This window comes from Pseudomonas putida NBRC 14164 (assembly GCF_000412675.1).
GTDB classification, from domain to species: domain Bacteria; phylum Pseudomonadota; class Gammaproteobacteria; order Pseudomonadales; family Pseudomonadaceae; genus Aquipseudomonas; species Aquipseudomonas putida.
The window spans coordinates 4500228-4511082 of record NC_021505.1 but is presented as its reverse complement, the minus strand read 5'-3'; the positions used below and the strand labels follow the sequence as shown (position 1 = coordinate 4511082).

At 62.1% G+C, this 10855-nt stretch carries 10 protein-coding genes; 4 read left to right on the top strand and 6 right to left on the bottom strand.

Features of this window, described 5'->3' with window-relative positions; all coding sequences use genetic code 11:
* Positions 1-6: 6 nt before the first annotated feature.
* Complete coding sequence (gene wecC, locus PP4_RS20005; protein ID WP_016500982.1) at positions 7-1269, bottom strand: UDP-N-acetyl-D-mannosamine dehydrogenase; 1263 nt, start codon at positions 1267-1269, stop codon at positions 7-9.
* Complete coding sequence (wecB, locus tag PP4_RS20000; RefSeq protein ID WP_016500981.1) at positions 1266-2408, bottom strand: non-hydrolyzing UDP-N-acetylglucosamine 2-epimerase; 1143 nt, start codon at positions 2406-2408, stop codon at positions 1266-1268. The genes wecC and wecB overlap by 4 nt, the downstream gene beginning before the upstream one ends.
* Before the next feature lie 685 nt (positions 2409-3093).
* Here wecB and PP4_RS19995 point away from each other — a divergent pair.
* Positions 3094-3429, top strand: a complete 336-nt coding sequence (locus PP4_RS19995) for a ComEA family DNA-binding protein (protein WP_016500980.1) — start codon at positions 3094-3096, stop codon at positions 3427-3429.
* A gap of 256 nt (positions 3430-3685) precedes the next feature.
* On the opposite strand, the gene PP4_RS27605 is transcribed toward PP4_RS19995, so the two are convergent.
* On the bottom strand, positions 3686-3853 hold the full coding sequence (locus tag PP4_RS27605; RefSeq protein WP_016500979.1) for a DUF2897 family protein: 168 nt from the start codon (positions 3851-3853) through the stop codon (positions 3686-3688).
* Between the two features lie 183 nt (positions 3854-4036).
* Here PP4_RS27605 and pyrF point away from each other — a divergent pair, with 183 nt between their 5' ends.
* The gene (gene pyrF / locus PP4_RS19990; RefSeq protein ID WP_016500978.1) at positions 4037-4738 is read left to right on the top strand and encodes an orotidine-5'-phosphate decarboxylase; all 702 of its coding nucleotides are present in this window, start codon (positions 4037-4039) and stop codon (positions 4736-4738) included.
* 84 nt (positions 4739-4822) lie between these two features.
* On the opposite strand, the gene PP4_RS19985 is transcribed toward pyrF, so the two are convergent.
* Entirely contained in the window at positions 4823-5848 is a 1026-nt protein-coding gene (locus tag PP4_RS19985) for an acyltransferase (RefSeq protein WP_041167832.1), read from the bottom strand.
* A gap of 163 nt (positions 5849-6011) precedes the next feature.
* Positions 6012-7013, bottom strand: coding sequence for an NADP-dependent oxidoreductase (locus PP4_RS19980; RefSeq protein ID WP_016500976.1), 1002 nt, complete (start codon positions 7011-7013; stop codon positions 6012-6014).
* A gap of 176 nt (positions 7014-7189) precedes the next feature.
* Here PP4_RS19980 and PP4_RS19975 point away from each other — a divergent pair, with 176 nt between their 5' ends.
* Positions 7190-7951 (top strand): SDR family oxidoreductase, encoded by a 762-nt coding sequence (locus PP4_RS19975; protein ID WP_016500975.1) that lies wholly within the window; start codon positions 7190-7192, stop codon positions 7949-7951.
* 72 nt (positions 7952-8023) lie between these two features.
* Here PP4_RS19975 and PP4_RS19970 read toward each other — a convergent pair whose 3' ends face one another.
* Complete coding sequence (locus PP4_RS19970; RefSeq protein WP_016500974.1) at positions 8024-9193, bottom strand: MFS transporter; 1170 nt, start codon at positions 9191-9193, stop codon at positions 8024-8026.
* Between the two features lie 164 nt (positions 9194-9357).
* Here PP4_RS19970 and PP4_RS19965 point away from each other — a divergent pair, with 164 nt between their 5' ends.
* Positions 9358-10755, top strand: a complete 1398-nt coding sequence (locus tag PP4_RS19965) for an aminotransferase-like domain-containing protein (RefSeq protein ID WP_016500973.1) — start codon at positions 9358-9360, stop codon at positions 10753-10755.
* Positions 10756-10855: the final 100 nt, after the last annotated feature.

Below are 10855 nucleotides of genomic sequence, written 5' to 3'. Positions count from 1 at the left end.
GGTCCATCAGGCCTGGGTAACGCCAGCGGCGTCGATCACGAACGCTGCATCGCGTACGTTGAAGGTGCCGCGGAATTCGCGGTGCTTCACCAGCAGCACGTGGATGTCGGCGCTGTCCTGGGCGTAGTCGAAGTCCACGTGTTCATGGCGGGCCAGAAGTTGTGGCAGCGCTTCAATGTTCGGCTCGACCAGTTGCAGGGTGGCTTCCAGTTCGTTGCCCAGGCGCTCGGCAATGCTCAGGGCCGGGCTTTCGCGCAGGTCGTCGATGTCAGCCTTGAAGGCCAGGCCGTAGCAGGCGATTTTCACTTGCTGGGCGGACTTGCTCGGGTTCTTGATCAGGAAGTTGGCCAGGGCCATCTTGACCTTGTCGATCACCCACTCAGGCTTGCTGTCGTTGACCACACGGGCGGTGCGGATCAGGCGCGCCTGCTCTGGGGTCTGGCTGACGATGAACCATGGGTCCACGGCGATGCAGTGGCCGCCAACACCTGGGCCAGGCTGCAGAATGTTGACGCGCGGGTGGTGGTTGGCCAGGCGAATAAGCTCCCACACATCGATGTCCAGCTTGTCGCAGATGATCGACAGTTCGTTGGCGAAGGCAATGTTCACGTCACGGAAGCTGTTTTCGGTCAGCTTGCACATTTCGGCAGTGCGGGCGTTGGTGATGATGCACTCGCCTTCGACGAAGGTGCGGTACAGGCGTACGGCTGCTTCGGAGCACTTCCTGGTCATGCCGCCGATGATGCGGTCGTTTTCCACCAGCTCGCGCAGCACGTGGCCTGGCAATACGCGCTCAGGGCAGTGGGCGATGCGCACGTCGGAATCTTCACCGTGGGTCTGCGGGAAGCTCAGGTCTGGGCGGGCCTGGGCCAGCCAGAACGCCATCTGCTCGGTGGCGCCGACCGGGGAGGTGGACTCCAGGATGACCAGGTCACCCTTTTTCAGCACAGGCGCGATGGCCTTGCTCGCGGACTCGATGTAGCTCAGGTCCGGCTGGTGGTCGTCCATGAACGGGGTCGGCACGGCGATCAGGAAGGCATCGGCTGCTTCCGGCACGGTGGAGGCGCGCAGGTAGCCTTCGGTTACGGCGGCGTGTACCACCATGTCCAACTCAGGCTCGACGATGTGGATTTCGCCACGGTTGATGGTGTCGACCGCGTGCTGGTTAACATCGATACCGATGACTTGCTTCTTGCGGGCGGCGAAAACGGCAGCGGTTGGCAGGCCGATATAGCCCAGGCCTACGACGGAAATCTTGTTGAAGCTCATGCTGCGTCCTTGGAGTTAGAGAATGCGGAGAGTGCGTCGAGGATTCGCGCGCACGCTTTTCCATCGCCGTAGGGGTTGTGGGCGAAGCTCATCTCGCGGTAGGTCGCCTCGTCGGTGAGCAGTTTCGCCAGGTTTTCGGTGATCGATGCCACATCGGTGCCCACCAGCTTGACGGTACCGGCTGCCACGGCTTCAGGGCGCTCGGTGGTGTCACGCATGACCAGTACCGGCTTGCCCAGTGCCGGGGCTTCTTCCTGGATGCCGCCGGAGTCGGTGAGGATCAGGTACGAGCGGGTCATCAGGTAGACGAACGGCAGGTAGTCCAGCGGCTCGATCAGGTGGATGTTGTTGACGTCGGCCAACAAGCGGTTAACCGGTTCGCGTACGTTCGGGTTCAGGTGGACCGGGTAGACGATATCCACGTCAGGGAATTGACGCGCGGTCTGTACCAGGCCCTGGCAGATACGCTCGAAGCCTCCACCAAAGTTCTCGCGGCGGTGGCCGGTGACCAGCACCATGCGGCGCTCCGGGTTCAGGAAGCTGAACTGGGCTTCGAACTGGCTTTTCAGTGCTGGGCTTTCCAGCTTGCGGACTACTTCCAGCAGCGCATCGATCACCGTGTTGCCAGTGGTGTAGATGGTCGCGGGGTCGGTGCCTTCACGCAGCAGGTTTTCCTGCGAGTTGCTGGTAGGCGCGAAGTGCAGGGCGGCTAGGGCGCCGGTCAGGCGGCGGTTGCCTTCTGCTGGCCAAGGCGAATACAGGTTGCCGGTGCGCAGGCCTGCTTCCACGTGGGCGATCGGAATCTGCTGGTAGTAGGCGGCCAGGCTGGTGGCCAGGGTTGTTGCGGTGTCGCCGTGCACCAGTACCACATCGGGCTTGAACTCGGCCAGCACAGGTTTCAGGCCCTGCAGGATTGCAGTGGTCACATCGGTCAGGTCCTGGCCGGGCTTCATGATGTTCAAGTCGTAGTCGGGCGTGATCTCGAACAGTTCCAGTACCTGGTCAAGCATCTGCCGGTGCTGGCCGGTAACGCAGACGCGCGACTCGAAACGGTCGTCCTGGGCAAGGTTGAGGGCCAGCGGTGCCATTTTGATGGCTTCTGGGCGGGTGCCAAATACGATGAGGGTCTTGAGGGACACGGCGACGGTCTTCTGTATGAGAGTGAAGGCGGTTGGAACTGGCGCTAACGGTAAGGATCTCGGGTGTTACTCAGATCGGCCTGGGGTGGCCTGGTGGCGCAGCTCGACGGAAATCGGGCACGGCCAAGGGGGGAGGTGAAAAAAAATTCATTCTGCTCGGATCCTTCAAGCGAAGCGGTTGTCCTAAGTCCGCAAATTTATCATTTCGTCATCACTATGACATCCCATCTGGCACGTTTTTTTCCCCTGATCGAAGGAAAACGCCGACAAGTATCGATGGATTGGATCCTATTTTTGTTTAAATGATCAATAAAAACGATTGTTTGATGTTATTCAGACATCATGCCAATGAAGTCAATATCACCAAGGTATACGACGAACGGGTGGGAGCCTTATCCGGCAAGGCTTGTAGGAAAAACAACAGCGTTTGGACTGAATGAAACCCAGGTTAAAGGGGAATTTACCTGGCGGCGATTTGCTATCGCTTTTTTTTCATGAAGTTAACTTGAAATATGGCGTAACGCCATCATTTTCGTGTGGCCAAAGTTGCTTTTTTTACTGTTGGATTCGGTAACGATTAAATGGGCCGAGTCGCTGTTTGCAAAATCGCAGAACCGCTAGGGTTTGTTGCGCAGCCGAAGGAAAACGGCTGCTGGAAAATGACCAACCCAAGGAGTGTTCATCAATGCGTAACAACGTTCTGTCGTACCTGCTGCTGCCGCTGTTCGCCAGCCTGTCTTTCTCCCTTAGCGCGGCCCCTGCCAGTACCGCGGTGGTGCTCGAGCCGTCTCCGGTGGTGGCCCAGGTGCAAGCCCAGCAGGCGCCGCGGCTGGACCTGAACAAGGCTGATGCGCTTACCTTGCAGAAGGAGCTGAACGGGATAGGGAAGGCCAAGGCCGAGGCCATCGTGGCTTACCGGGAGGCCAACGGGCCGTTTGCTTCGGTGGATGAACTGCTGGAGATCAAAGGGATCGGGAACGCGTTGCTGGAGCGTAACCGGGACAAGGTGATGGTGGAGTAAGGGGCAGCACGGCAGCCTGCGGGTGGGGTTGCCCTTCAGAAAACGGGGCTGCTTTGCAGCCCGTTGCGACACAAGGCCGCTCCTGCCTGGACCACCCTCATTGTTGAAGAGTGATTGAGGCAGGGGCGGTTTTTTGTTTGGAAGGGATAAAGCTTGGTGAAGTAAAAATCCCATAAAACAACGGGTTAAAAGTTCTATTCGGTGGTCGTCAAAAAGCCGCCTTCAAAACGGCTGTAAAACCCGATGCTTAAACCTTTTAGCGGTCCTGCGCATCCTTGGCATCTGCCTCGGCATTGCGCTCATGCACCTTGCGCAGTTGCTCGTCAGTCAATGGCAGTTTTTTTGCCGTATCGCGCAGCATCATCAGCCCACCGACGATGGAGCCGAGGGCTATGATGAGGATCAGCCAGGCATACCAGGGCATTGTCGTTCTCCTTAAACGGGTGGTGGGGCAGTGCTTGTACGAAATTTGAGCAGTAACCCGTTCCGTTGGTTCAATTATAGGAGCCAGCCGCCGCCGGGCCAATTCCGTGACCCGCGGGCCCCAAAGCCTGCGTCACTTCGTTTACAATGCGCGCCGTTTTCGACTTGCCAAGAGACCCTGCCCATGTCCGCCTGCCAGACGCCCCTGATCGTCGCCCTGGATTTCCCTACCCGTGAGGCCGCCCTGAAGCTGGCTGACCAGCTAGACCCCGCGCTGTGCCGGGTGAAGGTTGGCAAGGAGCTGTTCACCAGCAGCGCTTCGGGTATCGTCGAAACCCTTTGTGCCAAGGGCTTCGAAGTGTTCCTGGACCTCAAGTTCCACGACATCCCCAACACCACGGCCATGGCGGTAAAGGCTGCCGCCGAGATGGGTGTGTGGATGGTGAACGTGCATTGCTCCGGTGGCCTGCGCATGATGGCCGCCTGCCGTGAAGTGCTGGACAAGCGCAGCGGCCAGCAGCCATTGCTGATTGGCGTGACCGTGCTGACCAGCATGGAGCGTGAAGACCTGGCCGGCATTGGCCTGGACGTCGACCCGCAAGAGCAGGTACTGCGCCTGGCGGCACTGGCACAGAAGGCGGGCATGGACGGTTTGGTGTGCTCGGCGCTGGAGGCCCCGGCGCTGAAGGCGGCGCACCCGTCGCTGCAGCTGGTAACCCCGGGCATTCGCCCGGCGGGCAGCGCGCAGGACGACCAGCGTCGTATCCTCACCCCGCGCCAGGCGCTGGATGCGGGTTCGGATTACCTGGTGATCGGCCGGCCGATCAGCCAGGCCGCAGACCCGGCGCAGGCGCTGGCTGCTGTGGTTGCGGAAATTCGTGGGTAAATAGACCGCGTTATTTAGAAAGGCCAGCACGAGTGTGCTGGCCTTTTTTTGTATCTGTCCGCTCCCACATTGGCGCTACCGCAGTCAGATCACGGCGCGCACCGGCCTCAACAGCCTGATCAGGTAGATCGGTAGTAATGTCAGCACGAACACAGCCACCGCCAGTGCGGGTATCAACCACGCCAGCGACTGCCCCTCGATCAGCGGGCCGTAGAAGATACTGGCCCTGTTCATGACGAAAACGTGCAAGCAGTACAGGCCCAACGTGCAACCAGACAGCTCGGCCAGCAGCTTGCTGTGCTGTACCAGTCGCCCGCCGAGCGCAAGCAGCAGGCGGAAGGCGAAGATGGCGGCCAGTACCACCAACGGGGATACGTAGGAATAGAAAATCTGGCTGGGCTCGCCTTGCTGCATGGACAGGGTGTGCGTGGCGGCGGCGGTCAGGGCGCCGGTGATGGCGAAGCCGCCAAGGTTTACCCAAGGGTTGCCAGGGCCGTGCTGCCGAATCCGTTCGTAGACGTAAGCCCCCAGGAATGCATAACCCGCAAACCCCATGAACGAAAACAACTCATAGGTATGGACCATGCTGGCCAGTGCAGGGCTGAACTGGGCGGCGGTGGGCAGCAGGCAGCTGATAACCAGCCAAAGGCCCAGGAACACCCGCTTCTCTTGCGGCCCGCAGTGTTGGTAGACCTTGGCCATGAACGGCATGAACAGGTAGATGCCGATGATCGCGTACAGATACCAGAGGTGGTAGTACACGGGGCCATGAAGCATCGCCACGGTCGCTTGCCACAGGCTGCCATACCCGGCGCCCATGGTGTCCCGCCACAGTGCATAGAACACTGACCAGAACAGCAGCGGCGGAAGTATGCGCAAGAAGCGCTTCTGGTAGAACGTGATTGCACCCTCAGTTCGGTTCAACAACAGGGCACCGGACAACATCAGGAACAGCGGGACGCAAGACCTGACCAAGGAGTTGTAGATGTTGGAGGACATCCAGTTGTCATCAAGTTGGATCGCCCCGGCTGACGCGATGTGAAGGAGTACCACCATGAAGCAGGCGGCGATCCTGCAAAAGTCGAGTCCGGCATTCAAGCGCTGCTGCATCGGTTGCCCACCTTGTCGCTACCTTGCGTAATGGGTGTTTGTCGATGCCTGAATGTACGGGGGGAGGGGAAAACTACAAGCGGCGAAAGTGCCACAACAAGGGCTGGCGCCCGATTTCAGGGGCTGCGCCGCCCCTTCAGGGTGCGGCGCAGGCCTACAGGGGTTAGACCTTCAGCACCAACTTGCCAAAATTCTCCCCATTGAACAGCTTCAGCAGCGTCTCGGGGAACGTCTCCAGCCCCTCCACCACATCTTCCTTGCTCTTCACCTGCCCACTGGCCAGCCATCCGGCCATCTCCAGCGCGGCCTTGCCGTAGTCCTTGGCGTGGTCCATCACCACAAACCCTTCCATACGGGCACGGTTCACCAGCAGCGACAGGTAGTTGGCCGGGCCTTTCACCGCTTCCTTGTTGTTGTACTGGCTGATCGCGCCGCAAATCACGATGCGGGCCTTGAAGTTGATACGGGTCAGCACGGCGTCGAGGATGTCGCCGCCCACGTTGTCGAAGTACACGTCCACGCCTTTGGGGCATTCGCGCTTCAGGCCGGCCAGCACGTCTTCGGCCTTGTAGTCGATCACCCCGTCAAAGCCCAGTTCGTCCTTCAGGTACTGGCACTTCTCGGCGCCCCCGGCAATGCCGACCACGCGGCAGCCTTTGACCTTGGCAATTTGCCCGACAATGCTGCCCACTGCACCGGCCGCGCCGGAGATGACCACGGTTTCGCCGGCTTTGGGCTGGCCTACTTCCAGCAGGGCGAAGTAGGCGGTCATCCCGGTCATGCCCAGTGCCGACAGGTAGCGGGGAAGGGGCGCCAGGCTGGGGTCGATCTTGTGCAGGCCCTGGGGCTCGCCGGTGAAGTAGTCCTGCACGCCAAGGGCGCCGCTAACGTGGTCGCCCGGCTTGTATGCCGGGTGGTTGGAGGCAACCACTTCGCCCACGCCGAGGGCACGCATTACCTGGCCCAGGGCCACGGGAGGGATGTAGGACTTGCCTTCGTTCATCCAGCCGCGCATGGCCGGGTCCAGCGACAGGTACAGGTTGCGTACCAGCACCTGGCCTTCGCCGGGTTGTTCGGCAGGCACGCTTTCAAAGGTGAAGTCGTCACGGCGCACGGCTCCGACCGGGCGTTTGGCGAGCAGGAAGCGGCGGTTGGTCTGGGTCATGGCGGGGTCCTTGTGGGCAGTGGAAGATGCTAGGTGTTCAATCTACCTTGTTGATGTAGGCAGGTGGTTAACATCACTGACAAGCATGGTAGCCCAACCGTTGGTGTGATGATGCTGCCCGGCCAGACGGTGGCTGACTATGCTCTGAACCCCACCATCCCCTTCAGGAGCACGCAATGAGCATGACCTTTTCCGGCCAGGTAGCGCTGGTCACCGGCGGCGCTGCCGGCATTGGCCGGGCAACGGCCCTGGCGTTCGCCCGCGAGGGCCTGAAGGTGGTGGTGGCCGACCTCGATCCGCTGGGTGGCGAGGCCACCGTCGCGCAGATTAACGCCGCAGGCGGCGAGGCGTTGTTCATTGCCTGTGACGTCACCCGCGACGCCGAGGTGCGCCAGTTGCACGAGCGGCTGATCGCCGCCTTTGGCCGGCTGGACTATGCCTTCAACAACGCCGGCATCGAGATTGAGCAGCACCGGCTGGCTGAAGGCAGCGAGGCGGAGTTCGATGCCATCATGGGCGTGAACGTGAAGGGCGTATGGCTGTGCATGAAGTACCAGTTGCCCTTGCTGCAGGCCCAAGGCGGTGGGGTGATCGTCAATACAGCCTCGGTGGCGGGGCTGGGAGCGGCGCCGAAGATGAGTATCTACAGCGCCAGCAAGCACGCGGTGATCGGCCTGACCAAGTCGGCAGCCATCGAATACGCGAAGAAGGGTATCCGCGTGAATGCCGTGTGCCCGGCGGTAATCGACACTGACATGTTCCGCCGCGCCTACGAGGCCGACCCACGCAAGGCCGAGTTCGCCGCGGCCATGCACCCGGTGGGGCGCATTGGCAAGGTCGAGGAAATCGCCAGCGCCGTGCTGTACCTGTGCAGCGATGGCGCGGCGTTTACCACCGGGCATTGCCTGACGGTGGATGGCGGGGCCACAGCGATCTGAGCCAACTCAGATTCCCTGTTCTGGCCCTATCGCCGGCAAGCCAGCTCCCACAAGGCCCGCGGGTACCCGAAGTTAACGCGAACCCTGTGGGAGCTGGCTTGCCGGCGATAGGGTCCGGCCAGACCAACACAATGCCAGCCCAACCGCTGCACTGCCCACTACCAACACCCCGCCAAACACCAGCAACGCCATCCGTGACCCCAACCGGTCACTCAGCAACCCGGTAAAGATTACCGGCAAGCTGAACCCCAGGTACGCCAGCAAGAAGAACCCGGCACTGGCCCGTGTTTTCTCACTGCCAGCCAACCGGTTCACCGCCGCCAGCCCACCCAGGTAGATAAACCCGTAGCACGCACTGCTGGCCGCCAAAGCACCCAGCAATACCGCACTCAGTTGCCCGCTGTCCGCGCCCCAGGCCAGCACGGAATAGCTGCAGGGCAGTATCAGTAGCCCCAGCAGCGTGGCCGTGCGGCTGCTCAGGCGCCGGGCCATTGGCTGGAACAACAGCCCGCAGCTGATCACGCAGAAGGTCGAAAACCCTGACCAGGCACTAAGGCCATGCTGGCGCAGGATGCTTGGCAGCAAGGCGATGACCAGGCCCACGCAGGCCCATGCCAGCAAAATGGCCAGGCCATAGGCCACGCTGCCACGCGGGTAGCAGGGCAGGCGCAGCATGGGGTTGTGTTGTGCCGGGCGGGGGTCGGGCAGGCGCCATACCAGCACGATGGCCAAGGCTGCCAACAGCAGTTGCAGGTGGAAGCTGCCGGGAGTGAGGTTGGGGCCGCGCAGCAGGAACAGGCTGGTCAGCGCTGCGCCCAGGCCAAAGCCCAGCGAGGTGCTGGCAGTGACCCAGTTGGCGGCCCGGGGGCTTTGCTCGCTACCCATCAGCTCGCCCATATAGGCGGTGGCCGTCGCCGAAGCCAGCCCGGTGCCCAGGCCCAGGAACAGCCGGGCAAGGCCGAGGGTTTGCAGGCTGGGGGCCAGCAGCATCAGCACGGTGGCGATCATCGACAGGGCAAGTGCCGCCACAATCAGTGGCCGGCGCCCGACCCGGTCGGCCAGGCCGCCCAGGGCCAGTAGCACGGGCAGTACGCCCAGCACATACCCGGAGAACGCCACCGCAGTGGCAGCGGCGCCCTGGCCGGAAAGGTCGGCGTAGGTGATGTACAGCGGGGCCTGCAGGTTGACGGCCAGGGTGATCAGGCAGAGGGCGAAGGCCAGACGGGCCGGGGCGGAGGGCATGGGTAGGGGTCCTGGTTTCTCTAGTGGCTGTACCGGCCCTTTCGCGGGTGAACCCGCGAAAGGGCCGGGCCTGCTCACTCTGATGCCAGGCTATTCCACCTGCCAGACACACCGTCACTCCATTTATGCTTAACTGTTCGCTCAAAATCTGCGAACACTTACCCATGCACTTCTCCCTCGATCGCACCGGCCCCGCCCCATTGGTGCAGCAACTCACCGACCACCTGCAAGCCTGGATCGACCAGCAACGCCTGCGCCCCGGCGCACGCCTGCCATCGATCCGCGCGCTGGCCCGCAGCCAGGCGGTCAGCGCGTCCTGTGTGATCGAGGCCTACGACCGCCTGGTCGCCAGCGGCTGGCTGGAGGCCCGCCACGGCACCGGCTTTTTTGTCGCCGAGCGCAAGCCCGGGCCCCCGGCTGACGATACGCAGCCTTGGGGTGAGTCTGGCGACGGCAACTGGCGGCAGTTTCGCGAGGGCCATGACGAGTTGCTGAAACTGGGCTGCGGCTGGCTGCCCAGCAATTGGCGCGCTGCAACCGAGCTGGCCCAGGCGGTGCGGCAGGTAAGCCGCGGCGCCCCGCAGGATCTGTTCGACTACTGCCCACCCCTGGGCCTGGCCAGCCTGCGTCAGCAATTGCACAAGCGCCTTGCGCAGCTGGGCATCGCTGCCGGCCCCGAGCACATCCTCACCACCCACGGCGCCAGCCACGGTCTGGACCTGCTGGTGCGTACCCTGCTGCGTCCAGGCGACACGGTGTTGGTGGAAAACCCTGGTTACTACAACCTGTACAACCTGCTGCGTCAGCACCAGGTGCACATGCTGCCGGTACCGCGTACCGCAGAGGGCCCTGACCTGGCGGCCATCGAAACCCTGCTGGCCACGCACAAGCCGCGCTGCCTGTTCATCAACAGCCTTTACCAGAACCCTACCGGCACCAGCCTGACACCCAAAGTCGCCTACCGCCTGCTCGAGCTGGCCCGTGAACATGATCTGCGCATTGTCGAGGATGATATCTACGCCGACTTCCAGGAGGGCCCGGCTACACGCCTGGCCACCCTCGACAGCGAGCAACGGGTGATCTACATGGCCAGCTTTTCGAAAACCCTCAGCAGTTCGTTGCGGGTCGGCTACCTGGTCGCCGACCCTGCGTTGCTGGCGCGTCTGGCCGAGCTGAAGATGGTCAGCGGTATCGGCACGTCACGCTTTGCCGAGCAGGTGGTGGGCCAGATGCTCGCCAATGGCAGCTACCGCAAGAGCGTGCAACGCCTGCGCGTACGCCTTGGCCAGCACATGGCCAAGCTGCTGGGCCAGTTGGAGCAGGCGGGTTGGCAGGTATTTTGTGAGCCTTGTGGCGGTATGTTCGTCTGGGCGCGCGTGCCCGGCCGGGACTTCGCCAGCCTTGAGCAGGTGGCGCGGGAGCATGCGGTGCTGCTTACCCCGGGCAGCGCGTTCGATTACCAAGGCACGCCCAGCAGCTGGCTACGCATAAATGTCGCCTATGGGCAGGATTCCCGTGCCCAGGCCTTCCTCCAGCATGCGGGGCGACCTCTGCCAAGCTGAAAACGACACGCCCATAGCTATTTGACACTATCCTGACGCCAGGCCCTTGTTCATCGGCGGGCAACGTTGCCACCCTTGGCCTTCGGGATAACCTCGCACG

What these genes read in the sequence shown, in the direction of transcription:
- PP4_RS19975 (WP_016500975.1), top strand. Translation starts at nt 7,190, where the DNA reads ATGAGCATGACCTTTTCCGGCCAGGTAGCGCTGGTCACCGGCGGCGCT.
- PP4_RS19985 (WP_041167832.1), bottom strand. Translation starts at nt 5,848, where the DNA reads ATGCAGCAGCGCTTGAATGCCGGACTCGACTTTTGCAGGATCGCCGCC.
- PP4_RS19970 (WP_016500974.1), bottom strand. Translation starts at nt 9,193, where the DNA reads ATGCCCTCCGCCCCGGCCCGTCTGGCCTTCGCCCTCTGCCTGATCACC.
- wecC (WP_016500982.1), bottom strand. Translation starts at nt 1,269, where the DNA reads ATGAGCTTCAACAAGATTTCCGTCGTAGGCCTGGGCTATATCGGCCTG.
- PP4_RS19980 (WP_016500976.1), bottom strand. Translation starts at nt 7,013, where the DNA reads ATGACCCAGACCAACCGCCGCTTCCTGCTCGCCAAACGCCCGGTCGGA.
- PP4_RS27605 (WP_016500979.1), bottom strand. Translation starts at nt 3,853, where the DNA reads ATGCCCTGGTATGCCTGGCTGATCCTCATCATAGCCCTCGGCTCCATC.
- PP4_RS19965 (WP_016500973.1), top strand. Translation starts at nt 9,358, where the DNA reads ATGCACTTCTCCCTCGATCGCACCGGCCCCGCCCCATTGGTGCAGCAA.
- PP4_RS19995 (WP_016500980.1), top strand. Translation starts at nt 3,094, where the DNA reads ATGCGTAACAACGTTCTGTCGTACCTGCTGCTGCCGCTGTTCGCCAGC.
- pyrF (WP_016500978.1), top strand. Translation starts at nt 4,037, where the DNA reads ATGTCCGCCTGCCAGACGCCCCTGATCGTCGCCCTGGATTTCCCTACC.